We start from the raw sequence: 25,498 nt of genomic DNA, 5'->3' as shown, positions 1-25,498 counted from the left end.
CACAGGCATGGAGAAGAAGACCATTTCGCGCGACGGCACTTCCATCGCGTACGAGAGCTCCGGTCAGGGGCCGGCGGTGATCCTCGTCAGCGGCGCGATGTCCACGGGAGGCACGATGGCGCCGCTGGCCGTGCCCCTCTCGGACCACTTCCGGGTCGTCGTGTACGACCGGCGGGGGCGTGGTGAGAGCGGGGACACGGCCCCGTACTCGGTGGAGCGCGAGGTCGAGGACCTCGCCGCGCTGATCGAGGCGGTGGGCGGCGAGGCGGCGCTGTGCGGCGTCTCGTCGGGCGGCGCGCTGGTGCTGGAGGCCTCGGCGAGCGGGCTGCCGGTGCGTCAGGTCGCGGTGTACGAGGTGCCGTTCGCCGTCCACGAGGGCGGCGCGAAGGAGCGTGCGGAGTACACCGAGCGGCTCACCGAGGCGTTGGCGGAAGGCCGGCGCGGGGATGCCGTGGAGCTCTTCCTGCGACTGACCGGGATGGCCGAGCAGATGATCCAGGGCGCCCGCCAGTCCCCCATGTGGGCCGGAATGGAGGCGATCGCACCGAGCCTGGCGTACGACAACGCCGTGATGGGCGACAGTCTGGTGCCCCGGGCACGACTGGCCTCGATCACGGTGCCGGTGCTGGCCGTCGCGGGCGGCGCGAGCCCTTCCTGGATGCGCGAGGCGACGCGGGCGGTCGCGGAGACCGTGCCCGAGGGGACGTATCGGAGCCTGGAAGGACAGACTCACATGGTCGAGCCGGGCGTCCTCGGGCCGGTGCTGGCGGAGTTCTTCGGGGAGTGAGCCGCACCGGCCGGCACGCGCGCGTGGCCCAGGCGAGGGCCACGCGCGCGTGGCCCTCGCCTGGGCTCAGCCCACGCCGGCCGTCGCACGCGTCGTCGACGCGATCGTCGCCGAGCCGACCACGCGCGTGCCGTCGTACAGGACGATCGCCTGGCCGGGCGCCACGCCCCGGACCGGCTCCGTGAACGTGACTTCCAAAGAGCCGTCGATCAGCTCGGCCGTCACCTCGGTCTCGCCGCCGTGGGCGCGGAGCTGGGCGGTGTAGGTGCCGGGGCCGGTCGGGGCGGTGCCGCACCAGCGGGGCTTGATGGCGGTGAGGGCGCTGACGTCGAGGGAGGCTGCGGGGCCGACCGTCACCGTGTTGTTCACCGGCGAGATGTCGAGGACGTAGCGCGGCTTGCCGTCGGAGGCCGGGGTGCCGATGCGCAGGCCCTTGCGCTGGCCGATGGTGAAGCCGTACGCCCCCTCGTGGGTGCCGAGCTTCGCTCCCGACTCGTCGACGATGTCGCCCTCGGCCTTGCCGAGGCGGTTCGCGAGGAAGCCCTGGGTGTCGCCGTCGGCGATGAAGCAGATGTCGTGCGAGTCGGGCTTCTTGGCGACCGCCAGGCCGCGGCGCTCGGCCTCCGCGCGGATCTCGTCCTTCGTCGTCAGCGTGTCGCCGAGCGGGAACATGGCGTGTGCCAGCTGCTTCTCGTCCAGGACGCCGAGGACGTACGACTGGTCCTTGGCCATGTCGGAGGCTCGGTGCAGCTCGCGGGTGCCGTCCTCGTTCAGCACGACCGTCGCGTAGTGGCCGGTGCAGACCGCGTCGAAGCCGAGGGCCAGCGCCTTGTCCAGCAGGGCCGCGAACTTGATCTTCTCGTTGCAGCGCAGGCAGGGGTTCGGGGTGCGGCCGGCCTCGTACTCGGCGATGAAGTCCTCGACCACGTCCTCGCGGAAGCGGTCGGCGAGGTCCCACACATAGAACGGGATACCGATGACGTCGGCGGCGCGGCGGGCGTCGCGCGAGTCCTCGATGGTGCAACAGCCCCGCGCGCCCGTGCGGAAGGATTGGGGGTTCGCGGAGAGCGCGAGGTGGACGCCGGTCACGTCGTGGCCTGCCTCGGCGGCGCGGGCGGCGGCGACGGCGGAGTCGACCCCACCGGACATGGCGGCGAGGACGCGGAGGGGGCGGGAGGGCTGCGCGGTGTGAGTCATAACCCTTCCAGGGTAAGGGGGCGCGGGAACCAGGGCCCGCGAGTATCCGTTGACGATCACATGGGACAGCGGAAGGCTTCGAAGGACGGCGACCGGAAGGTCGGGCGTCGTGCGTTGCTCATCGGCGGGACGGCGGCCGCGGTGGGCTCGGCCGTGCTGGCCCGCGACGAGTTGGCGCGGCTGTGGTGGCGGGTGCCGGGCGTGGAGAAGCCGCGCAAGGAGGGCGAGGTCGACTACGCCGGCGCGCGGTGGGTGGCGGCGTCGGACGCGAACTGGCGGCGGGCGGACCGACCCGACGACTACGGCATAGACATGGTGATCATCCATGTCACCCAGGGCGGCTTCGACAGCGCGGTGAAGGCGTTCCAGGACCCGGAGCACGGTGCGGCCGCGCACTACATCGTGCGTAAGGACGGCCACATCACACAGATGATCCGCGAGCTGGACGTGGCGTACCACGCGGGCAACCGCGACTACAACGAGCGCAGTGTCGGCATCGAGCACGAGGGCTTCGTGGACCGGCCGCAGGACCTCACGGACGAGATGTACGAGGCCTCGGCGCGGCTCACGGCCCGGATATGCGCGCGCTACGACATCCCCGTCGACCGCGAGCACATCATCGGGCACGTGGAGGTGCCGGGCACCGACCACACGGACCCCGGGGAGCACTGGGACTGGGACCGGTACATGAAGCTCGTACGGGCGGCGCGTACGGCGCCGGCGTAGCGGTCTACGTGAGCCCTGCTGCCCGCGCCCGTTCCACCGCCGGGCCGATCGCCTTGGCGACCGCCTCGACGTCGGCCTCCGTGGAGGTGTGGCCGAGGGAGAAGCGCAGGGTGCCGCGGGCCAGGTCGGGGTCGGTACCGGTGGCCAGCAGGACGTGACTGGGCTGGGCGACGCCCGCGGTGCAGGCGGAGCCGGTGGAGCACTCGATGCCCTGGGCGTCCAGGAGCAGGAGCAGGGAGTCGCCCTCGCAGCCCGGGAAGGTGAAGTGCGCGTTGGCCGGGAGGCGGCCGCCGGGTGCCGGGTCGCCGCCGAGGATCGCGTCCGGGACCGCCGTACGCACCGCCTCGACCAGGGCGTCGCGCAGGGCGCCGATCTCGCGGGCGAACCATGCGCGCTGCTCGGCGGCGAGGCGGCCGGCGACCGCGAAGGAGGCGATCGCGGGGACGTCGAGGGTGCCGGAGCGGACGTGGCGCTCCTGGCCGCCGCCGTGCAGGACGGGTACGGGGGTCCGGTCGCGGCCGAGGAGCAGGGCGCCGATGCCGTACGGGCCGCCGATCTTGTGGCCGGAGACCGTCATCGCGGCCAGGCCGGAGGCGGCGAAGTCGACGGGGACCTGGCCGAAGGCCTGGACTGCGTCGGCGTGCAGCGGGACGTCGAACTCCCTTGCCACGTCGGCCAGTTCACGGACCGGCATGATCGTGCCGATCTCGTTGTTGGCCCACATCACGGTGGCCAGGGCGACGTCGTGGGGGTTGCGGGCGATGGCTTCGCGCAGGGCGTCCGGGTGGACCCGTCCGTGGGAGTCGACGGGGAGGTACTCGACGGTGGCGCCCTCGTGTTCGCCGAGCCAGTGGACGGCGTCGAGGACGGCGTGGTGCTCCACGGGGCTGGCCAGGACGCGGGTGCGGGTTCCTGCCGGGTCCGCGTCGCGGCGGGACCAGTACAGGCCCTTGATCGCGAGGTTGTCGGCCTCGGTGCCGCCGGAGGTGAAGACGACCTCGCTGGGGCGGGCGCCGAGCGCTTCCGCGAGGGTTTCGCGGGCCTCCTCGACGGTTCGCCTCGCGCGGCGTCCGGATGCGTGGAGGGAGGAGGCGTTGCCGGTGATGCCCAGCTGGGCGGTCAGTGCCTCTGCCGCCTCCGGGAGCATGGGAGTCGTCGCGGCGTGATCGAGGTAAGCCATGGTGGCCACGATTCTAAAGGGCCCCGGTAAGCGACCTTGTGTCAAGGTGGCCCGGGAGTGCAGCCGGGCGGTGCGGCCGGCCTGTGTTGCCCTTGGGGTGCTGCCCTTGAGCTGCTGCCCTTGAGCTGCTGCCCTGAGATGTTGCTTTGAGGTCGGTGGCGAGAAGCCCGGCACTGCGGGCCGTGCCCACTCGCTGCGGTCGGCTCACGGCTGCGGCTCGTCCCCGGCCGCCTGCCGTCAGATCCGGACACCGCCTCCAGGAGCGCCCGGGGACTGCTAGAAGCTCCAGGACAGCGTGTTGTCCAGCTGCACGAACGCCAGCAGAACCAGGAGGTCGGCGACCCCGAGGCCCATGCCCAGGAACGCGCGGCCCCGGCGCTTCGTGCCGCGCCACAGGGACGCTGCCGCCAGGACGATGGCGACCGGGCCGAGGAAGACGTTGAAGACCAGCAGGCCGAGGAGGCCGAGGATGAAGGACGCCACGGCCATGCCGTCGGCGTCGCGGGTGCGGTTGCGGGTGCCGGGGCGGGCGGTGGCCGGTGCGGTGAGTTGCATCGGTATCAGCTCCTGAGAAGTCGGTGCGGCGGGTGGGTGGGTGGAGTCAGTTGCGGCGGGCGCGGCGCTCGCGGGCGGCGAAGATGCCCAGCCAGGCGACGATCACGGCGGCGGCGACGGCGGTGAAGGCGAGCGGCGCGTGGGCCACGGTGCCCAGGAGCACGCCCAACAGCAGGAGTGCGGCGACGAGGAACAGCATGGGATTCGGGTCCCCCTTCGAGATCTCTCTGATCGATCTCTCTCGTTACGTTTCGGTGAACAGTTGTAGTAACAGTTGTTCACTGACTCTCAAGTCTAGCGCGCCCCGCGGCTTTTCAATTCCAGAGAACAGTTGTTAACTGCATGGTATGAGTCACACTCTCGGCCTTCGGCAGGCCCAGAAACAGAAGACCCGGCAGGCGCTCCTGGACGCCGCGCTGGGACTGCTGGAGGAGCAGAGCCTGAGCAGTCTCGGTCTGCGCGAGGTCACCCGCGCCGTCGGCGTCGCCCCGACGGCCTTCTACCGGCACTTCCGTTCCACCGCCGACCTCGGCGTCGCCCTCGTCGAGGAGGCGCTGGGCAGCCTGCACCCGATGATCCGCACGATCGTCTCCTCGTCCGGCGACAGCGACCAACGCATAGAGCGCGCCGTCGGGTTGATCGCCCAGCACGTCGCGACGCACCCGGCCCACGTCCGCTTCATCGCCCGCGAGCGGCACGGCGGGGTGCAGTCGGTGCGGGAGGCGATCCAGGACCAACTGGCACGTTTCGCCGAGGAAGTGAAGGCCGCGCTCACCAAGGACCCGGTCTCCGCAGGCTGGAACGACGACGACCTCCTCATGCTCGCCGACCTCTACGTCGACCAGATGCTGATGACGGCCTCACTGTTCCTGGAGGTCCTGGAGGAGCCGGAGGAGGATCGGCGGCGCGTCGCCCAGGTCGCGACCCGCCAGATGCGGCTGATCAGCATCGGCCGGGAGCACTGGCTGGACTGAGCACCGGCAGCACGACAGGGGCGGCACCCCCGGTGTACGGGAGTGCCGCCCCTGTCGTGCGGCGGAGGTGCCGCCCCTGCCCTGCGGCGTCCCACGTCAGTTCTTGGTCGCCGTGGCCGCCGCGCTCGGCGCACCGCTCGGGGCGCCGCTGGGAGCCGCCCCGCCGCCCTGGCCGCCCCCCGGACCGCCACAGCCGCCACCCTGGCCACCGCCGGGGCCGCCCGGACCGCCGCCCCGCCCCCCGCCGGGGGCGCCGCTGGGAGCCCCGCTCGGCGCACCCGAGGGAGCACCGGACGCCCCTGCCGACGGCGCACCCGAGGGAGCACCGCTCGGCATGCCCGACGGCGCCCCGCTGGACACACCCGAGGGCGGCTGGCAGGACGACGACTGCTGCCCGGAGTTGCCGCTGTTCGAGGTCGACGACGAGTCGCCGGACCCACAGGCCACCAGGGCCAGGGGCGAGAGCGCCAGCAGGGCCACGGCAGGGAGGAGACGCGCACGCTTCATGAGAAACAGCTCCAAGAAAGATGAGGAAGTCCTGGGCGCGAACTCAACCAACGCCGCTTAGGGCTTCCTTGAGGCCCTGCTGTAAGCAGCCTGTGCGCGGAGCAAAGCACCCCTCAAGACACCTCGCTGACCTGCGCGTTCCCTCGGAGCCTCTCCCTACTCGCTGATACAAGGCCGTGACAGAAGCGACCGCCGGCAGCGCAACACCGCAGCTGCCGGCGAGTTCCTTCAGGGGCGTCTCAGCTCAGCCTTACCCGTGCCAGCTGCCTCGACTGCGCCACCAACCTGTCCGCGCTGTCCCACACTTCCGCGTCCTCCTCCAGGAACCCGCCCGCGAGGTTGCGCGTCGTGATGGACACCCGCAGCGGGCCCGGGGCCGGGCGGCACCGTACGTGGACGGTGAGTTCGACCGTCGGGACCCAGCCGGAGATGCCGATCTCGAAGGCGGTCGGGGGCAGCGCGTCCACCGCCAGCAGCAGCGAGAGCGGGTCGGCGTCACGGCCGTCGGCGAGGCCGAACCACGCCCGCATCTCGCCCTTGCCCGACGGCTGACCGAGCGCCCATCCCAGGGTGGACGGGTCGAGCTTGAGCATCAGGCGGTCGGCGATGGCCGAGCTGCCCGAGACGGGGGCGGGACTGTCCTCGGGGCCGAAGCAGTGCTCCATGGGCGCGAACACCGGCGGCTTGGCCGTCGTACGGACGTCGTCGGGGAGGGAGTCGAGGTCGCCGTACGAGGCGAGGACGCGGATGCGTTCGATCTCGTTGCCCTCGGCGTCGTACTGGAAGAGGGAGGCCTGGCCGGTCGACAGCGTCCGCCCCGTGCGCACCACGTCCGTGCGGACGACCGCCGGGCCCGGCTGGGACGCGGTCAGGTAGTGCGCGGAGATGGTGAACGGGTCGCTGTGCGGCAGGGCGTCCGCGAGGGCGCGGCCGAGGACGGCCAGCAGGTAGCCGCCGTTGACCGCGCTGATGATGGTCCAGCCGGCCGAGAGGTCGATGTCGTAGACGCCGGGTGCGCGCGGGATGAGCGCGGTGTCGCGGTCGAATTCGCTGTCGCCGATCGTGGCCTGCGGGGCCGTCGGGGCGGAGGCTGCTTCTGGCATGGCTGAACGGCACAACAACTAACTACTAAGCGGTAGCTTTTCTCGCTCCCGAACCGCTACGGCTCATTGAGATGTGGGCAACTTTTCGGTAAGCGTCGTCCGCCGTCCGAAACCTGAGATGCCGATAAGCCCTCTATCGGGACATGAGTCTCACCGGGACCCCATTCCTCTACACGCTCATCGCGCTGTGCGCCGTCGCCGTCGCGCTGCCGCTGATCCTCTGGTCACGGGTGCGCGGACCCAAGGTCCTGCGGACCGCCGCCCGGATGCTGATGCTGCTGTTCGCCCAGGGCACGGCGGTCGCCCTGGTCTTCACGCTGGTCAACAACTCCAACCAGCTGTACGACAACTGGGGCGACCTGCTCGGCACCAGCGACCATGTGCACGAGGCCGCCGACCTCGGGGCGACCGGCACCGGCGGGATCGCGCTGGAGAAGCTGCCCAAGGTCCGGCAGGCCTTCACGCCGGGCAAGGGACCCGGCATGCGCGCGGAGGGCGGGGTGCTCGTCACGCAGCTCAAGGGCCGGGTGTCCGGAGTGCACGCCGAGGTCAACGTCTGGCTGCCGCCGCAGTACCGCGACCCCGCCTACCGCAATCACAAGTTCCCGGTCGTCGAGGTGCTGCCGGGTTATCCGGGCTCGTCCAAGGCGTGGTACGGCACGATGGACGCGCCCCAGCAGCTGGCGCCGCTGATGCGCAGCGGGCAGATCGAGCCGTTCATCATCGTCTCGCCGCGCACCACGCTGCTGCCGGGCAGGGACACGGGCTGCGCGAACATCCCGGGGAAGGTGAACGCGGACAGCTGGCTCAGCATCGACGTGCCGAAGATGGTCATGGACAACTTCCGGGCCCAGGCCGCGCCGGACGGCTGGGCGGTCGCCGGATACTCGGCGGGGGCGCACTGCGCGGCGAAGCTGGCCGTCGCCCACCCCGACCGCTACCGGGCCGCGGTCAGCATGTCCGGCTACAACGACCCCGTCGCCGTACCTCAGTCGCTCGCCGGCAGGTCCCCGGCCCTGCGGGCCGCGAACAACCCGTATGTGCTCCTCAAGAAGTCCCGTGTCCCGCCGCGCGTCGCGCTCTATCTGTCCGGTCAGCCGAAGGACGGGTACGAGGCGGCCATGGCCCTGAGGCGGGTCGCGAAGGCGCCGACGACCGTGGACGTGGTGTTCATACCGAAGAGCGCGGGCGGCCACACCATGGCGCTGTGGAAGCCGCAGGTCGTCCCGGCGTTCCGCTGGCTGACCGAGGTGATGGACACGCAGCCCCCGGTGCGTATGGCGCCGGGCTCCGGCGGGACTACTCCTCTCGCACCGTCGACCGCCGGTTCCAGGCACGCGGAGCTCGCCAGTGGTACCGCATCGCCAGCAGCCGCAGCACGAACGCCGTGACGGCCGCGAGGGCGCTGGTGAGCGGGGTCAGGGCGTCGTAGTGGAGACACAGGACGGTCATCGTGGCGCCGACGATCGCCGGGACCGCGTACAGGTCGCGGTCCCAGCGCAGCAGTGACGGCACCTCGTTGGCCAGGACATCGCGCAGCACACCGCCGCCCACGGCGGTCGCGAGGCCCAGGGCGACGGAGGCGGTGAGGTTGAGCCCGTAGTCGTACGCCTTCGTCGTCCCGGCGACGCAGAAGAGGCCGAGGCCCGCCGCGTCGAAGACGTTCACGCCGGTCTGGATGCGCTCCACGTGCGGGTGGAGGAAGAAGACGAGCAGCGCGGCGAGCAGCGGGGTGAGGAAGTACCCCAGGTCCGTGAAGGCGGCCGGGGGCACGGCGCCGATGATCACGTCCCGGAACAGCCCGCCGCCCAGGGCGGTGACCTCGGCGAGGACGGCGATGCCGAAGACGTCGAAGTTCTTGCGGACGGCCAGCAGGGCGCCGGAGATCGCGAAGACAAAGATGCCGATCAGGTCGAGCGTGTGCTGGACGGACGGGCTGAACAGTTGCTGGAGCACCCGTACATTCTTGCGCAGCAAAACACCCCCGCCTTGCAAAGCAAGGCAGGGGTGCGGGCTGGGTTACTTGTCGGTGGACTCGCCGGACGAGTCGGCACTCGCCGAGGAAGCCTCGGGCTCCTCGGAGGAGGCGGCCTCGGAGGAGGCGTTCTCGGCGGAGGCGTTCTCGGCGGAAGCGTTCTCGGCGGAAGCGTCCGCGGACGAGACCTCCGTCTCGGCCTCCACCTGCGCGGCCACAGCCACCGACGTCTGCGCCGACTCCGCGAGCACCTCGTCGGAGACCAGCTCCGCCGCCTCCTTGGCGGCACTCAGCAGCACGGTGTCCTGCGGGGCCTGGTCCTCGAAGTTCTCCGGGTGATGGCAGGCGACACGCTGGCCGGGCCGCAGCTCCAGCAGCGGCGGCTCGGTCGTCTTGCAGATCTCCGTCGCCTTCCAGCACCGGGTGTGGAAGCGGCAGCCGGTGGGCGGGGAGATCGGCGAGGGGACGTCGCCGCGGAGCAGGATGCGTTCGCTCTTCGCGCCCCGGCGCTTGGGGTCGGGGACCGGGACCGCCGACATCAGGGCCTTGGTGTACGGGTGCATCGGCGCCTCGTACAGCGAGCTGCGGTCGGCGAGTTCGACGATCTTGCCGAGGTACATCACCGCGATACGGTCCGAGACGTGCCGTACGACGGAGAGGTCGTGCGCGATGATCACGTAGGTGAGGCCGAGCTCCTCCTGGAGGTCGTCCATCAGGTTCACGACCTGCGCCTGGATCGACACGTCGAGGGCCGAGACCGGCTCGTCGGCGACCACCAGCTTCGGCTTCAGGGCCAGCGCCCGGGCGATGCCGATGCGCTGGCGCTGGCCGCCGGAGAACTCGTGCGGGTAGCGGTTGAAGTGCTCGGGGCTCAGGCCCACCAGCTCCAGGAGCCGCTGGACCTCCTTCTTCACCCCGCCCTCCGGCTCGACACCCTGGAGGCGGAACGGCGCCGAGACGATGCCGCCGATGGTGTGCCGGGGGTTCAGGGAGCCGTACGGGTCCTGGAAGATCATCTGGATGTCTCGCCGCAGCGGACGCATCCCGGCCGTGTTCAGCCGCGTGATGTCCTTGCCCTCGAAGTGGATCGAGCCGCCGGTCGGGTCCTGGAGCCGGGTGATGACCCGCCCCATGGTCGACTTGCCGCAGCCCGACTCGCCGACCACGCCGAGCGTCTCGCCCTTGCGCACCTCGAAGTCGATGCCGTCGACGGCCTTGACCGCGCCGACCTGGCGCTGGAGCACGCCCTTGCGGATCGGGAAGTGCTTCTGCAGTCCCTCGACCTTGAGGAGTACCTCGCGCTCGTCGGAGGCGGATGCCTGATGCGGAACCGAGGGGGCCGCGTCCGTCTTCTTCGTCTCACTCACAGCTTCGGCGCAATCTCTTCGGTCCAGATCCGCGTGCGGTCCTCCGGCGAGAGGTGGCACGCGGAGAAGTGCCCGCCGCCGACCTGCTGGAGCTCCGGGCGCACGGTACGGGTGACATCGCCCTTGGGGATGTCCGCGTACGGGCAGCGGGGGTGGAAGGCGCAGCCCGAGGGGACGTTGATGAGGCTCGGCGGGTGGCCCTTGACGGGGATGAGCCGCTCGGAGGTCTCCCGGTCGATGCGCGGCATCGAGCCGAGCAGGCCCCAGGTGTAGGGGTGCTGCGGCCGCTCGAAGACGTCGTCGACGCTGCCCCGCTCCACGCACCGTCCGCCGTACATCACGAGGACGTCGTCGGCGATCTCGGCGACCACACCCAGGTCGTGGGTGATGAGGACGACCGCGGAGCCGAACTCCTTCTGCAGGTCACGGATGAGGTCGAGGATCTGCGCCTGGACGGTGACGTCGAGGGCGGTGGTCGGCTCGTCCGCGATGAGCAGTTCGGGGTTGTTGACGAGCGCCATGGCGATCATCGCGCGCTGGCGCATACCGCCGGAGAACTCGTGCGGGTAGTTGTCGACCCGCTGGTCCGGCTCGGGGATGCCGACCCGGTCGAGCATCTCGATCGCCCGCTTGCGCGCGGTCTTCTTGTTGACGTCGTGATGGACCCGGTACGCCTCCACGATCTGGTTGCCGATCGTGTAGTACGGGTGCATCGCGGACAGCGGGTCCTGGAAGATCATCGCCATCTCGCGGCCGCGCAGCCGGCGCACCTCGTCCGGGGCGGCGGAGACCAGTTCCTTGCCGCCGAGCCAGATCTCGCCGGACATCTGCACGTTCTTGCCGCGCGCGCCGAGCCGGTGCAGCCCCATGATCGCCAGCGAGGTGACGGACTTGCCGGAGCCGGACTCGCCCACGATGCAGAGGGTCTTGCCCTTCTCCACCTGGAAGGTGAGCCCGTCGACGGACTTGACCAGGCCGTCGTCGGTCGGGAAGTGCACCTTGAGATCGCGGACCGCGAGGAAGGCGTCGGGCACGTTCGAGGGCGAGGGCTCGCCCACGGCGGCTCCGGTCTTGGAGAGTTCGGTCACGAGAGCCTCACCCGCGGGTCGGCGGCGGCGTAGAGCAGGTCCACCAGGAGATTTGCGATCACGACGAAGAAGGCGGCGAGCAGGGTGACGCCGAGGATCGGGGGCAGGTCGTTGTCGGTGATGCCCTGGACCGCGTACTGACCGATGCCGGGCAGCGAGAAGACGGTCTCGGTGATCACCGCGCCGCCCAGCAGCAGGCCCAGGTCCATGCCGAAGACGGTGATGATCGGGGTCAGCGCGGCCCGCAGCCCGTGCCGGGCCACGACCTTGCGCTCGCGCAGGCCCTTGGCGCGGGCCGTGCGGATGAAGTCCTCGTTCATCGTCTCCAGCATGCCCGAGCGGGTCAGCCGCGCGTAGATGGCGGAGTACAGCAGAGCGAGCGAACACCACGCCGGGAAGAGGGTGTTGGCCCACTGCGCCGGATTCTCGGTGAACGGTACGTAGGTACGGCCGAAGATCGGCCACTGGAAGGTGAAGAGCAGCAGCGCCAGGTTGCCCGTGAAGAACATGGGCAGCGAAACACCGGCGAGCGCGACGCCCATGAACGCGCGGTCGAAGATGCTGCGGGGCTTGAGCGCGGAGATCACGCCGATCAGCACACCGGACACCAGCCACAGCACGGCGGCGCCGCCGGCCAGCGAGATGGTCACCGGAAGGCGGGAGGTGAGCTGCGGCCAGACCTCGACGTGGTTCTTGAAGGAGTAGCCGAAGCACGGCGCGTTGCAGTGCGTCGTGGTGGGGCCCAGGTCGTATGTGGCGCCGGCCACGATCCCCTTGATGAAGTGCCAGTACTGAACGTAGAGGGGCTGGTCCAGACCGAGGTTCTGCTTGACCGCGAGGATGTCTGCCTTCGTCGGGCTCTTTCCGATGTACTGCTGCGCGAGCTGGTCGGCGGTCTGGCCGGCCATCCGTGGCAGCAGGAAGAAGATCGCGAAGGTGACCGCGGTGACGACGAGCAGCAGGATCACTGCCGCGAGCGTCCGACGGAGGATGTACGAGATCACGGGGACCGGCGCTGGTGCCCGCGGGCCGCGAAGCCCGCGGGCACCAATGCCTTCACCTGCCTTCCGGGGCTACTTCTTGGTCGTGCCGATGTTGAGGTAGTCGTACTGACCGCTGAAGGCCGCCGTGGACACCAGGTTGGTGAAGTTGGCCGGGCGGTACAGCAGGACCTTGAAGTAGGTCAGCGGGACGATCGCCGCCTGGTCCATCGCAAGCTTGTCGATCTCGGCGTACATGCTGTTGCGCTGGGTCTCGTCCTCGGTGGCGATGGCCTTCTCCAGCATCTCGTTGATCTGCTTGTCATCGAGGTACGAGAGGTTGGTGTTGCCCGAGGCGCCGATCGCGTCACCGTGCAGGATCTGCTGCAGGAAGCCGTAGCCACCCGGCCAGTCGGCACCCCACTGCATCATGTGCAGACCGATGTTCTGCTTCTTGTCGAACGACGGCACACCCGCGTAGTCGGTGAAGTACTTGCCCGACGGGTACTGCTTCAGGCTGGCGTTGATGCCGACCTTCTTCAGCGAGGCGATGATCGCGGTGGCCGCGTCGATCTCCTGCGGGCGGTCGCTGCGCGCCGAGATGTTGGTGCTGATGCTCGACTTGCCGCAGGCCTTCAGCTGCTCCTTGGCCTTGGCGGCGTCGCCCTTGTTGCCCTTGGTGGCGTAGACGTCCGCCTTCTGGTAGCCCGGGATGTCCGGCGGCAGGACGGTGCTGGCGATGTCACCGCGGATCGGGCCGCCCTCGGCGGTCTGCACGGAGACCTTGTCGATGGCGTACTGGACGGCCTTGCGGCACTCGACCTTGTCGAACGGCGCGACCTGGGTGTTGATCGCCATGTAGACCAGGCGGCCACCGTAGGTGTTGTCCGTGTTGGCCTTCAGGTCGGCGCTGTTGACGACCTTCGCCTGGGTCGCGGCCTGGACGCCGGTACCGCCCATGTCGATCGCCGTGCCGGCCTGGACGTCCTGGTCGATCGTCTCGGCGTTGACCTTGAGCTTGACGACGATCTTGTCCGGGTACTGCTTGCGCAGCGGGTCCGTCTTCGGGTCCCAGTTCTTGTTGCGGACGAGGACGGCCTGCTTGCCCTCCTCGTAGCTCTCGAACTGGTACGAGCCCGAGGACACGATGCTCTTGACGTAGTCGATGCCCTTGTCCTTGGCCTGGGGCACCGGAGCCGTCTGGGGCGTCGCGACCAGGTAGTCGAACTCCTGGAAGGCGCGGTTGAGGTGGAAGACGACCGTGGTGTCGTCCGGCGTCTCGATGGACTTCAGACCCTCGGCGCTCTTGTCCTTGTAGGGGCCCTTGTACTTGTCGCCGCCGTCCAGGAACTGCTGGAAGTAGTTCGGGCCGAGGGAGAGCACGTCACGCGCGAAGTTGGAGCGCTCGACGGCGTACTTGACGTCCTTCGAGGTGATCGGCGTGCCGTCCTGGTACTTCAGGCCCGAACGCAGCTTGTACGTCCAGGTCTTGCCGCCGTCGCTCGAAACGCCCGCGCTCGCGGCGAGGTCCGGGACCAGCGTGTTGCCCTCCTCGCCCGGGCCGGGCTTGAAGGTCATCAGCGGGCGAGCGTACAGCCGGCTGAGGTTGTACATGTACGCGTAGTACGTGTTGCCGGGGTCGAAGGAGTCCGGGACGTCCGAGTACTCGTACGTGACCGTCCCACCCTTCTGGGTGGAGGCGTTGACGACACCCTTGGTCGCTGCGTTGGCCCCAGCCGACTTGTTTCCGCCCTCACCGTTGTCATCGGCTTTGCTGCATGCCGAGAGCATCAGGCTCGCACTGCCGATAGCCGCCACCGCGGCCAGCGTTGACCTTCGCATGATGGTCCGCTTCCCCTCCATTGTTGGAAAACTGTTGGACTCGTACCGCGGCCGCGGATCAGCGGCTGCGCGGGTCGAGTGCGTCACGAAGACCGTCGCCGAGCAGGTTGAACGCAAGGACGGTCACGAAGATGGCCAGGCCGGGCACGATCATGAACTGCGGATCGACCTGGTAGTAGTCGACCGCCTGGTTGATCATGCCGCCCCAGGACGCCTGCGGGGGCTGGATGCCGACGCCGAGGAAGCTCAGGGACGCCTCGAAGAGGATGTTGGTCGGGATGAGCAGCGTCGAGTACACGATGATCGGGCCGACCAGGTTCGGCAGCAGCTCCCGGAAGAGGATGTACGGCCCCTTGGCCCCCATCCCCCGGGAGGCGTCGACGAACTCCCGCTCGCGCAGGGCCAGCGTCTGGCCCCGAACGATACGGCCCAGATAAGGCCAGTTGAAGAAGCCGATGACGAAGATCAGCACGCTGATGTGCAGCGGCAGGCCCTCCAGGCCGAAGGCGCCGCCCTGCAGAGTGGCGGAGATGGCGATCGCGAACAGCAGGAGAGGGAACGCCAGGAAGGTGTCCATCAGCCGGCTGATGATCGTGTCGACCCGGCCGCCGTAGTAGCCGGCCACCACGCCGAGGACCGCGCCGATCGTGTTGGACAGGATCGTGGCGCCGAAGGCGACGACCAGCGAGACCCAGGAGCCCTCGAGGATGCGGGTGGCGATGTCGCGGCCGAACTTCGGCTCCACACCGAGCGGGTGGTCCCAGCTCATGCCGCCGAAGTCGCCCTTGGGCAGCGAGGTGTTGGGGTCGATCAGGTCCTGGTGCAGAGCGTTGGGGTCCAGTCCGAAGAGCGCCTGGATGGGCCGGGAGAACACGGCCAGCAGGATCAGCAGGATCACGATGACCCCGCCGGCGACCGCCACCTTGTCCTTCTTGAAACGGGTCCAGGCGATCTGCCCGAGAGACCGGCCCTCGATCTGCTTGGACTCGACACCCTTCAGCACGGCCTCGGGCTGCGCCTCGGCCTGCGATCCGGTGGTCTCGATCGGTGCCGTCACGGTGAGATTGACCCCTCTCGGCCGACGGTTGTCGGCCCCCTGGCTGCCGCTGTAGCGGTTGCTTCCACTCGTACACAGGACCGACCGGCCCGTGTCTTGCGGGGAGTCTTCAACGCTTTGGCGATCTGTTGCCAGAGCTGGCGGGGAAAGGATGCGTAACCGTGATGCTGTCTGAGGGGTTCCGTTATCCGAACAGCGGGTAACGATCGCCGGACGCGAGCCAGTTGGGGCGTATAAGGATGGACCGGGACCTTCCGATCGCATCTACGCGCGGAGATATGCCTACGAAACCGAAGTCGGCAGCCGTTTACGGCTACGACAGCCGGGTTGCCGACTGAACAGTAGGTTAGCCGGGAGAGTGATCAGCGGTGATCAGTAACGGCCCGGCGCCGGAGGGTAGCCGTAGCCCGCTGCCGGAGCCTGCGCGGGGGCGGCGGCGCCGTGCGCCTCGCGGTCGTAGAAGGGGCGGGCGCTCGCCCGCATCCACATGGCGACCGGGTCGTACTCGTCGGACATCGCCACGGTCGACACCGGGAGTCCGTCCGGACACGCGCCGATCGACTGCAGCATCATCGAGCGCACCGAGTCCACGGCGGGCGGGCTGGTGTCGTACACGTCGAGCCCGATGGCGAGATACGGCGCGCCGAGCGCCGGCTGCACCCAGGCGCGGCGCAGGGAGCGGACGGCCGGGGTGCGGTGGGCGTTCTGTGCGAGCAGGGCGTAGAACTGCGGGACCTCGATGCCGGGCTCCGCCAGCCGGAGCGGGCCGGCGGGCTGGCGGTCCAGGCCGGTGGCGATGCGGCGCAGGTCGAGCCAGGGGATGCCGACGCCGCCGCCCGGGGCGTGCGGGTTCAGCCAGAGGCCGAAGTGGTCCGGGTAGAGGGTGCGGGCGACGTCGACTCCGTCGACCACCTCGTACGAGCGGTTCCAGCCGCTGGCCGACAGCTCCTGGGCGGAGGTGACGCACGGGGCGTAGCCGTGGCCGTCGACCTCCATGTTTCCGTACTGGGCGTCCGGGGAGCCGGCCTGGCCGTGCCACAGCAGCATCCAGACCTGGCCGGAGGACGGGGTCGCGAGCGCGCGCAGGAGGGCCTCGTAGGCGTCGTAGCGCCCGGGCGTCACCTGGCGCAGCATGTGCTCGACCTGACCGGTCGAGGTGGTGCCGCTCGCGCTCACCATTACCGCCCCTTCGGGAAACGTCGTGACTTGGTCGGTTTGGCCGACCGAGGTATGAGCCCAGCTTAGGCGCTCCGCCGGGAGAGCCGTTGGGAGCTCGGGACTTGATGTCTTCTGCGGGGTGCGGGTCGTTCGTGGTCGATCGCGCCCGCGCGGCGCAGCCGCATATCGAGACAGTCCCGTGCCCCTCAGGTTCTCAAAGCGTCCGCGTGTAGAAGGGACGGACCTTCTGGCGCATCCACTCGATCACCGGGTCCTGGGCGACGTCCAGGAGGACCAGGTTGACCGGCCACTGGACCGGGGAGTGCGCCAGGGCCCGGGCGAGAGCGTCCATGGGGGCCGCGCGCAGGTCGCCCTCCCACTGGGAGAGTTCCACGCCTATGAACATCACCGGTGTGGCCGTCTCGATCGCCGCGAGGCAGCGGCGGGCCGTCACGACCACGCCGGTTCCGGCGAACTCGGCCGACGCCACCGCGAGGAAGTCGATCGGGTCGTCCTGCCAGTCGGGCTCATAGAGCTTGACGCGGCCGCCGGAGTTGAGGCCGTCCAGCGGGGTGCGGCCCACCCGGCAGAGGTCGGCCACCGCCGCCGGCGGCAGCGGGACGCCGACCACGCCGTCCGGGTTCACGGCGATGCCCACCTGCGGGGGCAGGCCGCGGGCGAACTCCACGGCGGGGGCGACGGTGTACGACATGTGGGCGCCGACGACCTGGCGGAGCTGTTCCTCGGAGCTGAACACCGGGACGTACGCCTGGCCCGCGATCTCCACCGTGGGCAGGTCCAGCGGGCCGCTGTGCGGGCCGCCGCCGGCCGGCAGGGGCACCCAGACGAAGCTGCGGCCCAGCACCTCGATGATCCGGCCGCCCGCCGAGGGCAGGCCGAGGGAGGCCGAGAGGACCTCCTCCAGTTCGTTGCCGGGCCACCCGCCGTGTGGATGGGGGTGTGCCAGTGCCGGGAAGTCCGCGGGGAGATCCGCTGGGAAGTCCATCTGCTCTCAACCGTCTGCTGTGAACCGCTGCCGTGAACCGCTGTTGTGGCTCAAAAGGCTAGCGGGTGACCACCCCGTACAGGTCTGCGGCCGCTCAGCCCGTGAAACCGATCCGGCGCAGGACGTCCGCCGCCGCCCGGTCGATCAGCACCGCCGAGCCGCAGCCCTGGGGCAGGTGGCCCTTCTCCACCGAGCGCAGCAGGCGGGCGGCCGCCCTGCGGTGGCGCACGAAGGCGTAGCGGGAGACGCCCCGGCCGCGCTCGCGCTGGCCCTCCAGGGCCGCGCCCGGGGTGACGTCGAGCAGCAGCAGGTGCAGGGTGCCGCCGCGGCGGCGGGCCTCGCGGGCCAGCCAGCCGCGCACCCAGGCCTGCGTACCGCAGTCGTGCACGACGACGCCCTCGCCGGAGCGCAGGGCGCGGCGCAGTCCGGCGTAGTGCGCGAGGCGGACCAGGGGGCGGTAGACGGCGTAGGGGAGGAAGCGGGGCATACGGGCGGCCCAGTGGTCCCGGGTGTCCTGGGAGTCGATGCGGGTGCCCTGCACGGTCCGCTGCATCAGCGTGGACTTGCCGCTGCCGGGCAGCCCGGTGATCACGACGAGGTCCTCGGGGGCGAAGAGCAGGGCGTGCGGGCTGTGGCCGGAGCGCTCGCGCAGGTCACGGACCACGGGTGCGGAGCATGTGCCGCGGGCTTCGGCGACCGGGGCCGCGGGCTGCTTGGGCAGCGCGATGCCCGAGGTCGTGGCGTACGCCGTGGTGCGCTTCACCGTCATCGTCCTCCTCCGGGGGTCAGGAGTCCCCATCCCCACTGAGCGTAAAGAGAAGGTAATAGAGGATCTCTCGCTTTTTCGTTCGCTTCCTGCCACAAGCCGGTTACAGACGTGACCTGCCGTTGACGCGCGGGGCGTGCAATGATGTCCGCGCCAACTGCATACCGGCCGTTTGAATCCGCGCGGGAGAGTCCCTGGCAGTGCATCGCCTGGGCGCCGAAGGAGCAAGTCCCTCCCTTGAATCTCTCAGGCCCCGTTACCGCGCGGGCGAGGCACATCTGAAAAGCGGGCCGCTCCGTCTCTCTTCGGGACGCGTGGCTCCACCCAAGGTGCAAACCGTGATCGTCCCCGTGGCGGTCGTGGCGAACCTCTCAGGTTCCGATGACAGATGGGGAGGAACGACCTCGCCCGTCATGCCTTGGGAGACATCCGTCCGATGAGCAGTACAGCAGAACTCCGTCACACCGCGCTCGATGCCCTGCATCGCTCGCTCGGCGCGACGATGACCGACTTCGCCGGCTGGGACATGCCCCTGCGCTACGGCTCCGAGCGCGACGAGCACAACGCCGTCCGCACCAAGGCCGGCCTGTTCGACCTCTCCCACATGGGCGAGATCACCGTCACCGGCCCCGCGGCGGCCGCCTTCCTCAACCACGCCCTGGTCGGCAACATCGCCTCCGTCGGCGTCGGCCGCGCCCGCTACACCATGATCTGCCGGGCCGACGGCGGCATCCTCGACGACCTGATCGTCTACCGGCTCGCCGAGACCGAGTACATGATCGTCGCCAACGCCTCCAACGCCCAGGTCGTGCTGGACGCGCTGACCGAGCGGGTGGCCGGCTTCGACGCCGAGGTCCGTGACGACCGGGACGCCTACGCGCTGATCGCCGTCCAGGGCCCCGAGTCCCCGGGCATCCTGAAGTCCCTCACCGACGCCGACCTCGACGGCCTGAAGTACTACGCCGGCCTGCCCGGCACCGTCGCCGGCGTGCCCGCCCTCATCGCGCGCACCGGCTACACCGGCGAGGACGGCTTCGAGCTGTTCGTGAAGCCGGAGCACGCCGTCGAGCTGTGGCAGGCGCTGACCAAGGCGGGCGAGGGCGTCGGCCTGGTCCCATGCGGGCTGTCCTGCCGGGACACGCTGCGCCTCGAGGCGGGCATGCCGCTGTACGGCCATGAGCTGTCGACCTCCCTGACCCCCTTCGACGCCGGGCTCGGCCGGGTGGTGAAGTTCGAGAAGGAGGGCGACTTCGTCGGACGTGAGGCGCTGACCGAGGCCGCCTCCCGCGCCGAGTCGAACCCGCCCCGCGTGCTGGTCGGCCTGGTCGCCGAGGGGCGTCGTGTCCCGCGCGCCGGGTACCCGGTCGTCGCCGGTGGCGAGGTCATCGGCGAGGTCACCTCCGGTGCCCCCTCCCCCACACTGGGCAGGCCGATCGCCATGGCGTACGTCGACGCGGCGCACTCGGCGCCGGGTACGGCCGGGGTCGGCGTGGACATCCGCGGCAGCCATGAGCCGTACGAGGTCGTGGCGCTGCCGTTCTACAAGCGGCAGAAGTAGCAGCAGAAGCGGCGCCGCCGACGCCAGAAGTAGAGACTGGCAGCGGCCCATGCGTGACCCTGCGCACATTTGGGCTGCTCACACACGTTTCCAGCAGTCCCCCATTCATCACCACTCCCGCGCGTACAGGAGAATTCAGGCCATGAGCAACCCCCAGCAGCTGCGCTACAGCAAGGAGCACGAGTGGCTGTCGACCGCCGAGGACGGCGTCGCGACGGTCGGCATCACCGAGTTCGCGGCCAACGCGCTCGGCGATGTCGTCTACGCCCAGCTCCCCGAGGTCGGCTCGACCGTGGCCGCGGGTGACACCTGCGGCGAGCTGGAGTCGACCAAGTCCGTGTCCGACCTGTACTCCCCGGTCACCGGCGAGGTCACCGAGATCAACGAGGACGTGGTGAACGACCCGGCGCTGGTGAACTCCGCCCCGTTCGAGGGCGGCTGGCTGTTCAAGGTACGCGTCACGGAGGAGCCGGCCGACCTGCTCTCCGCCGACGAGTACGCCGCCCACACCGCCGGCTGAGGAGTCGTATCCCCTATGTCTGCCCCTATGCCTGACAAGTCGCTTCTGAACACGCCCCTGCACGAGCTGGACCCGGCCATCGCCGCCGCGCTCGACGCCGAGCTGGAGCGCCAGCAGTCCACCCTGGAGATGATCGCCTCCGAGAACTTCGCGCCGGTCGCGGTCATGGAGGCGCAGGGCTCGGTCGCCACCAACAAGTACGCCGAGGGTTACCCGGGCCGGCGCTACTACGGCGGTTGCGAGCACGTCGACGTCGCCGAGCAGATCGCCATCGACCGGGTCAAGGAGCTGTTCGGCGCCGAGTACGCCAACGTCCAGCCCCACTCCGGCGCCTCCGCCAACCAGGCCGCCCTGTTCGCCCTCGCCCAGCCCGGCGACACCATCCTCGGCCTGGACCTGGCGCACGGCGGTCACCTGACCCACGGGATGCGGCTGAACTTCTCCGGCAAGCAGTTCAAGGTCGTCCCGTACCACGTGGACGACTCCGGTCTCGTGGACATGGCCGAGGTCGAGCGGCTCGCCAAGGAGCACCGGCCCAAGGTGATCATCGCCGGCTGGTCGGCGTACCCGCGGCAGCTGGACTTCGCCGAGTTCCGCCGGATCGCCGACGAGGTCGAGGCGTACCTGTGGGTCGACATGGCGCACTTCGCCGGTCTGGTCGCGGCGGGCCTGCACCCGAACCCGGTGGAGTACGCGGACGTCGTCACCTCCACGACCCACAAGACCCTCGGCGGGCCGCGCGGCGGCATCATCCTCGCCAAGCAGGCCTTCGCGAAGAAGCTGAACTCCTCCGTCTTCCCGGGCTTCCAGGGCGGCCCCCTGGAGCATGTGATCGCGGCCAAGGCGGTCTCCTTCAAGGTCGCCGCGAGCGAGGAGTTCAAGGAGCGCCAGCGCCGCACCGTCGACGGCGCCCGCATCCTCGCCGAGCGCCTGACGGCCGCCGACGCCCGTGAGGCCGGCGTGAACGTGCTGTCCGGCGGCACGGACGTGCACCTCATCCTGGTCGACCTGCGCGAGTCCGAGCTGGACGGCCAGCAGGCCGAGGACCGTCTCCACGAGGTCGGCATCACGGTCAACCGCAATGCCGTCCCGAACGACCCGCGCCCGCCGATGGTGACCTCGGGCCTGCGCATCGGCACCCCGGCCCTGGCCACCCGTGGCTTCCAGGCCGAGGACTTCGCCGAGGTCGCGGACGTCATCGCCGAGGCCCTCAAACCGTCGTACGACGTCGAGTCGCTCAAGGCCCGGGTCAGGGCGCTGGCGGACAAGCACCCGCTGTACCCCGGTCTGAACAAGTAGTTCCTTTTCGTGGGGTGTCCCGCACACTCGTAGGTGAGCGGGACACCCCACCCCCCTTGCACCACCCCCCGTATTGAGGAGTCCCCCGTGGCCATCTCGGTCTTCGACCTGTTCTCGATCGGCATCGGCCCGTCCAGCTCCCACACGGTCGGCCCGATGCGCGCGGCACGCATCTTCGCCCGCCGCCTGCGCAACGAGGATCTGCTCGGCTCCGTCGCGTCGGTCCGCGCCGAGCTGTACGGCTCTCTCGGCGCGACCGGCCACGGCCACGGCACCCCCAAGGCGGTGCTGCTGGGCCTGGAGGGCGCCTCGCCGCGCACGGTGGACGTGGAGACGGCGGACGAGCGGGTCGAGAGGATCAGGTCGGGGGGCCGCCTGACGCTCCTCGGCGACCACGAGGTCGCCTTCGACTTCGACAAGGACCTCGTGCTGCACCGCCGTAAGGCACTGCCGTACCACGCGAACGGCATGACGCTGTGGGCGTTCGACGCGTCCGGGGCGGAGCTGCTGTCGAAGACCTACTACTCGGTGGGCGGCGGCTTCGTCGTCGACGAGGACGCGGTCGGCGCGGACCGCATCAAGCTGGACGACACGGTCCTGAAGTACCCCTTCCGCACGGGCGACGAGCTGCTGCGCCTGACGCAGGAGACGGGCCTGTCGATCGCGTCGCTGATGCTGGAGAACGAGCGGGCCTGGCGCACGGAGGAGGAGATCCGCGAGGGCCTGCTGGAGATATGGCGGGTGATGCGGGAGTGCGTCTCGCGCGGGATGTCACGCGAGGGCATCCTGCCGGGCGGCCTCAAGGTCCGCCGCCGGGCGGCGAACACGGCCCGCAAGCTGCGCTCCGAGGGTGACGCCAAGGCGCTCGCCATGGAGTGGATCACGCTCTACGCGATGGCCGTGAACGAGGAGAACGCGGCAGGCGGCCGGGTCGTGACCGCACCGACCAACGGGGCCGCCGGCATCATCCCCGCCGTGCTCCACTACTACATTAACTTCGTGCCCGGCGCCGACGAGGACGGCGTGGTCCGCTTCCTGCTGGCCGCCGGCGCCATCGGCATGCTCTTCAAGGAGAACGCGTCCATCTCCGGCGCCGAGGTCGGCTGCCAGGGCGAGGTGGGCTCGGCCTGCTCGATGGCGGCGGGCGCCCTGGCGGAGGTGCTCGGCGGCTCCCCGGAGCAGGTCGAGAACGCCGCCGAGATCGGCATGGAGCACAACCTCGGCCTCACCTGCGACCCGGTCGGCGGCCTCGTCCAGATCCCCTGCATCGAACGCAACGGCATGGCCGCGGTGAAGGCGGTCACGGCGGCGCGGATGGCGATGCGCGGGGACGGCTCGCACAAGGTGTCCCTGGACAAGGTCATCAAGACGATGAAGGACACGGGCGCCGACATGTCGGTGAAGTACAAGGAGACGGCCCGGGGCGGGCTCGCGGTGAACATCATCGAGTGCTGAAGTGGATGGGCGCTGACCAGCGCGCGTACTCGCACGCCGGTCCGACACCGCGATCAAACGGATCCGGTGGGCTCAGTCCGCGTCGGCGATGATGGAGCCGACGCGCTCGGCCAGGGTCGGGTCGCGTCGGACGAGGAGGGCCGCGTAGGCGACGGCGGCGAGCAGGGCGGCGATCGCGGCGTAGGGGAACCAGTTGTAGGGCGCGGGCTGGCCGGGTTTGGCGAGGTAGTACAGCGGGACCAGGATGGACACCGCGCCGAGCGCGGGCAGGAGCAGATGCCGGACCACTTGGAACTCCTGCGGCCGGTACCTGCGGTAGTACAGCGGCAGGGCGACGTTGGAGGCGAGGTAGACCAGCAGGATCAGGATGGCGCCCAGGGTCGAGGCCTCGGTGAAGAAGACCACCGGGTTCATCGAGCCGCTCGATGAACCCAGCAGGTGGCCCAGGGCCCAACCGCCGATGATCAGCAGGGCGGTGGCGGTGAAGGTGACGATCGCGTTGTTCGGTGTGCGGCGTATGGGGTGCACATAGCCGAAGAACGAGGGGAGCAGACCCTCGCGTCCGGCGTTGAAGACCAGGCGGGCCTGGGAGTTGATGCCGGCGATCAGCACGCCGAGGGTGGAGGTCAGGCCGCCGAGATAGGCGAGGAACGCCAGCACGCCGAGGGTGTCTTGAGCCACCTCGATGAAGGGGATCCGGGAGGCCCCGAGTCTGGTCACGTCGTAGCCGAAGCCGGTCACCGTGGCGTAGGCGAAGAGAATGTAACTCACCGTCATGATCGCGACGGAGGAGAACACCGCGCGGCCGACGTTGCGCCGCGGGTTCTCCGTCTCCTCGGCGAGGGCCGCCGAGTTCTCCCAGCCGATGAGCAGGTACACCGCCAGCGGGAAACCCGCCGCCAGTCCCTTGAAGCCGTCGTTGATATGGCTGGGCAGGAACGGATCGAGGGAGAGCTGGCCGCGGTGTTGTACGAGCGCCGCGATCGAGACGACGATCAGCACCAGCATCTCCGCGCCGAAGAAGTAGCCGGCCCACTTGGTGGAGACCACCACCCCGCGCAGCATCAACACCACGGACAGGCCGGTGAGCAGCAGCGTCCAGATGATCCACGGCAGGTCCACGCCGGTGTAGTGGTGCAGGGTGATCTGCACGAACCCGCCGGAGATCGAGATGACGCCGGCCATCGCGATGATGTAGCCCAGCGCCGCCAGCAGGGCCGTGGTCACCGCGCTGACCGGTCCGAAGGTCTTGCCGACGAAGGTGATGAAGCTGCCCGCCGAGGGGTGCGCGCGGGAGAACTCCGCCAGCGTGTTGCCGAGGAGCGCGACCGCGATTCCCGCGGCCAGGATGGTCAGCGGTGACGCCACGCCAGCGGTGGTGGACAGGAAGGCGAAGCCGAAGAAGAAGCTCATGGCCGGGCCGACGTTGGCCATGGTGGCGGCGGCGATGTCCGCCATACCGAGGACGCCGCCACGCAACCGCTGCGGCGCGCCGCCGACGGGGCCCGGCGGGGACGGCGGACCAGCTCCGGGGTCGGTCATGGGCGGCAACTCCTCGTGCGGTGTGGCGGCGTAATGAGTGCGCGGGTTCTCGACGGTCGGGCCGACGGCACGCACGGGCCTCAGCGGTGCCGCGAACGGTGGTGTGCCTTCACCGCCTGCACGGCGGGATCGGTCGCGCCCCGCCCGAGTTCGGCGAGCAGTTCGGCGTGACAGCGGTTCTGCTCCCGTACCGCCTCGGGCTGCGGTGCGGGCAGCAGCAGGCACAGCCGGCCGAGCAGATCGGCGGCGAACTCACGGATCGCGGACCCGCCGAGCGCCTCCGCGAGGTCCAGATGGAAGCGGGCCTCCAACTCGGCCAGGTGTGCCGGGTCGTCGGCCAGTTCCATCTCCTCCACCATCGCCCGAAGCCCGTCCAGCGGCTCGGCCGGGGCCTCCCCCGAACCGTGCGCCACGAGGCCGCATTCGAGCAGCAGATGAAAGGCGTCCAGGGAAGCCGCCTCGTCGGCGTCGTGCATCAGGGCGACGACGGTGTCCCAGTCTTCCGCGACGAAGGTTCCGCCCGCCCGTCCGCGCCGGCGGTCGAGCAGGCCGTCCTGGCACATGCCTTCCAGCGCGCGGCGCACCGTGATCTCGCTGATCCCCAACTCCTCGGCGAGGACCCCGGCATCCGGCAGCCGGTCCCCCGGCCGCACGGATCGCAGACGCACCCGCAGCGCGATCCTTGACCGGACGAGATCGGATCCGCTCTGCCCTCCGAGAGGCAGCGCCCGGGCTTGTCCTATGCCGACGACCGAGGCCCGGGCCTGGCCCGGCTGGTCGTAAGGCCCGAACTTGCCCGCTGCATTCACCACGACGTCACCCTAACGGCCTGCTGGTCGAGGCCGGCGGAGCAAGT

General features: G+C 70.0%; 25 protein-coding genes and 1 riboswitch. Of the genes, 8 read left to right on the top strand and 17 right to left on the bottom strand.

Annotated elements, in window-relative coordinates:
• The first annotated feature begins 7 nt into the window (after positions 1 to 7).
• A complete protein-coding gene (locus tag AB5J49_RS33085; RefSeq protein WP_369172530.1) occupies positions 8 to 787 on the top strand; it encodes an alpha/beta fold hydrolase in 780 nt (259 codons plus the stop codon).
• Positions 788 to 853: 66 nt separating this feature from the next.
• Here AB5J49_RS33085 and mnmA read toward each other — a convergent pair whose 3' ends face one another.
• Positions 854 to 1,984 (bottom strand): tRNA 2-thiouridine(34) synthase MnmA, encoded by a 1,131-nt coding sequence (gene mnmA, locus AB5J49_RS33080; RefSeq protein ID WP_369172529.1) that lies wholly within the window; start codon positions 1,982 to 1,984, stop codon positions 854 to 856.
• Between the two features lie 60 nt (positions 1,985 to 2,044).
• On the opposite strand from mnmA, the gene AB5J49_RS33075 reads away from it, so the two are divergent.
• Positions 2,045 to 2,710 (top strand): N-acetylmuramoyl-L-alanine amidase, encoded by a 666-nt coding sequence (locus tag AB5J49_RS33075; RefSeq protein WP_369172528.1) that lies wholly within the window; start codon positions 2,045 to 2,047, stop codon positions 2,708 to 2,710.
• 4 nt (positions 2,711 to 2,714) lie between these two features.
• Here AB5J49_RS33075 and AB5J49_RS33070 read toward each other — a convergent pair whose 3' ends face one another.
• The 3 genes from AB5J49_RS33070 to AB5J49_RS33060 all read right to left on the bottom strand — a co-directional run bounded on the left by AB5J49_RS33070 (position 2,715) and on the right by AB5J49_RS33060 (position 4,644).
• Positions 2,715 to 3,890, bottom strand: a complete 1,176-nt coding sequence (locus tag AB5J49_RS33070; protein ID WP_369172527.1) for a cysteine desulfurase family protein — start codon at positions 3,888 to 3,890, stop codon at positions 2,715 to 2,717.
• Between the two features lie 276 nt (positions 3,891 to 4,166).
• A complete protein-coding gene (locus AB5J49_RS33065; RefSeq protein ID WP_274243560.1) occupies positions 4,167 to 4,445 on the bottom strand; it encodes a DUF4190 domain-containing protein in 279 nt (92 codons plus the stop codon).
• A gap of 46 nt (positions 4,446 to 4,491) precedes the next feature.
• A complete protein-coding gene (locus tag AB5J49_RS33060; protein ID WP_164905128.1) occupies positions 4,492 to 4,644 on the bottom strand; it encodes a hypothetical protein in 153 nt (50 codons plus the stop codon).
• A 148-nt stretch (positions 4,645 to 4,792) separates the two neighbouring features.
• Here AB5J49_RS33060 and AB5J49_RS33055 point away from each other — a divergent pair, with 148 nt between their 5' ends.
• Positions 4,793 to 5,419 (top strand): TetR family transcriptional regulator, encoded by a 627-nt coding sequence (locus tag AB5J49_RS33055; RefSeq protein ID WP_369172526.1) that lies wholly within the window; start codon positions 4,793 to 4,795, stop codon positions 5,417 to 5,419.
• Between the two features lie 96 nt (positions 5,420 to 5,515).
• Here the strand turns inward: AB5J49_RS33055 and AB5J49_RS33050 are convergent, their stop codons facing one another.
• A complete protein-coding gene (locus AB5J49_RS33050) occupies positions 5,516 to 5,926 on the bottom strand; it encodes a hypothetical protein (protein ID WP_369172525.1) in 411 nt (136 codons plus the stop codon).
• 239 nt (positions 5,927 to 6,165) lie between these two features.
• Positions 6,166 to 7,029 carry a thioesterase family protein gene (locus tag AB5J49_RS33045; protein ID WP_369172524.1) on the bottom strand — a complete coding sequence of 288 codons (864 nt, stop codon included), beginning with the start codon at positions 7,027 to 7,029 and terminating at the stop codon, positions 6,166 to 6,168.
• Between the two features lie 143 nt (positions 7,030 to 7,172).
• Between AB5J49_RS33045 and AB5J49_RS33040 the strand changes: the two genes are divergently transcribed.
• Positions 7,173 to 8,420, top strand: a complete 1,248-nt coding sequence (locus AB5J49_RS33040) for an alpha/beta hydrolase (RefSeq protein ID WP_369172523.1) — start codon at positions 7,173 to 7,175, stop codon at positions 8,418 to 8,420.
• Here AB5J49_RS33040 and AB5J49_RS33035 read toward each other — a convergent pair.
• The 9 genes from AB5J49_RS33035 to AB5J49_RS32995 form a co-directional block, all read right to left on the bottom strand.
• The gene (locus tag AB5J49_RS33035; protein WP_369175347.1) at positions 8,329 to 8,985 is read right to left on the bottom strand and encodes a trimeric intracellular cation channel family protein; all 657 of its coding nucleotides are present in this window, start codon (positions 8,983 to 8,985) and stop codon (positions 8,329 to 8,331) included. The two genes, AB5J49_RS33040 and AB5J49_RS33035, sit on opposite strands and share 92 nt — an antisense overlap.
• Positions 8,986 to 9,048: 63 nt before the next feature.
• Positions 9,049 to 10,371, bottom strand: a complete 1,323-nt coding sequence (locus AB5J49_RS33030; protein WP_369172522.1) for an ABC transporter ATP-binding protein — start codon at positions 10,369 to 10,371, stop codon at positions 9,049 to 9,051.
• Positions 10,368 to 11,459: an ABC transporter ATP-binding protein gene (locus AB5J49_RS33025; protein ID WP_369172521.1), complete on the bottom strand. Its 1,092-nt coding sequence runs from the start codon at positions 11,457 to 11,459 to the stop codon at positions 10,368 to 10,370. The genes AB5J49_RS33030 and AB5J49_RS33025 overlap by 4 nt, the downstream gene beginning before the upstream one ends.
• Positions 11,456 to 12,463, bottom strand: a complete 1,008-nt coding sequence (locus AB5J49_RS33020) for an ABC transporter permease (RefSeq protein WP_369172520.1) — start codon at positions 12,461 to 12,463, stop codon at positions 11,456 to 11,458. Before AB5J49_RS33020 ends, AB5J49_RS33025 begins: the two co-directional genes overlap by 4 nt.
• A 69-nt stretch (positions 12,464 to 12,532) precedes the next feature.
• Positions 12,533 to 14,302, bottom strand: a complete 1,770-nt coding sequence (locus AB5J49_RS33015) for an ABC transporter substrate-binding protein (protein ID WP_369172519.1) — start codon at positions 14,300 to 14,302, stop codon at positions 12,533 to 12,535.
• A gap of 37 nt (positions 14,303 to 14,339) precedes the next feature.
• Positions 14,340 to 15,338: an ABC transporter permease gene (locus AB5J49_RS33010; RefSeq protein WP_369172518.1), complete on the bottom strand. Its 999-nt coding sequence runs from the start codon at positions 15,336 to 15,338 to the stop codon at positions 14,340 to 14,342.
• Positions 15,339 to 15,710: 372 nt separating this feature from the next.
• On the bottom strand, positions 15,711 to 16,514 hold the full coding sequence (locus AB5J49_RS33005) for an enhanced serine sensitivity protein SseB C-terminal domain-containing protein (RefSeq protein WP_369175346.1): 804 nt from the start codon (positions 16,512 to 16,514) through the stop codon (positions 15,711 to 15,713).
• A 196-nt stretch (positions 16,515 to 16,710) separates the two neighbouring features.
• Positions 16,711 to 17,502, bottom strand: a complete 792-nt coding sequence (locus AB5J49_RS33000) for an enhanced serine sensitivity protein SseB (protein WP_369172517.1) — start codon at positions 17,500 to 17,502, stop codon at positions 16,711 to 16,713.
• Positions 17,503 to 17,596: 94 nt separating this feature from the next.
• The gene (locus tag AB5J49_RS32995; RefSeq protein ID WP_369172516.1) at positions 17,597 to 18,271 is read right to left on the bottom strand and encodes an AAA family ATPase; all 675 of its coding nucleotides are present in this window, start codon (positions 18,269 to 18,271) and stop codon (positions 17,597 to 17,599) included.
• A 170-nt stretch (positions 18,272 to 18,441) separates the two neighbouring features.
• Positions 18,442 to 18,540: riboswitch (glycine riboswitch) on the top strand.
• A gap of 164 nt (positions 18,541 to 18,704) precedes the next feature.
• Here AB5J49_RS32995 and gcvT point away from each other — a divergent pair.
• From gcvT to AB5J49_RS32975, 4 genes are all read left to right on the top strand, one after another.
• Positions 18,705 to 19,826 carry a glycine cleavage system aminomethyltransferase GcvT gene (gene gcvT / locus AB5J49_RS32990; protein ID WP_369172515.1) on the top strand — a complete coding sequence of 374 codons (1,122 nt, stop codon included), beginning with the start codon at positions 18,705 to 18,707 and terminating at the stop codon, positions 19,824 to 19,826.
• Positions 19,827 to 19,968: 142 nt separating this feature from the next.
• Positions 19,969 to 20,346 (top strand): glycine cleavage system protein GcvH, encoded by a 378-nt coding sequence (gene gcvH, locus AB5J49_RS32985; protein WP_369172514.1) that lies wholly within the window; start codon positions 19,969 to 19,971, stop codon positions 20,344 to 20,346.
• A 27-nt stretch (positions 20,347 to 20,373) separates the two neighbouring features.
• A complete protein-coding gene (glyA, locus tag AB5J49_RS32980; RefSeq protein ID WP_369172513.1) occupies positions 20,374 to 21,645 on the top strand; it encodes a serine hydroxymethyltransferase in 1,272 nt (423 codons plus the stop codon).
• 87 nt (positions 21,646 to 21,732) lie between these two features.
• Positions 21,733 to 23,100: an L-serine ammonia-lyase gene (locus AB5J49_RS32975; protein ID WP_369172512.1), complete on the top strand. Its 1,368-nt coding sequence runs from the start codon at positions 21,733 to 21,735 to the stop codon at positions 23,098 to 23,100.
• Positions 23,101 to 23,172: 72 nt separating this feature from the next.
• Here the strand turns inward: AB5J49_RS32975 and AB5J49_RS32970 are convergent, their stop codons facing one another.
• Both AB5J49_RS32970 and AB5J49_RS32965 read right to left on the bottom strand, forming a co-directional pair.
• Entirely contained in the window at positions 23,173 to 24,642 is a 1,470-nt protein-coding gene (locus AB5J49_RS32970) for an APC family permease (protein ID WP_369172511.1), read from the bottom strand.
• A gap of 80 nt (positions 24,643 to 24,722) precedes the next feature.
• Complete coding sequence (locus AB5J49_RS32965; RefSeq protein WP_369172510.1) at positions 24,723 to 25,454, bottom strand: FadR/GntR family transcriptional regulator; 732 nt, start codon at positions 25,452 to 25,454, stop codon at positions 24,723 to 24,725.
• Between the last annotated feature and the right edge of the window lie 44 nt (positions 25,455 to 25,498).

Origin of the sequence: Streptomyces sp. R28, assembly GCF_041052385.1 — a bacterium.
Taxonomy (GTDB): domain Bacteria; phylum Actinomycetota; class Actinomycetes; order Streptomycetales; family Streptomycetaceae; genus Streptomyces.
Note: the sequence above shows the minus strand (reverse complement) of the source record. Positions and strands in the feature narration are given on the sequence as shown.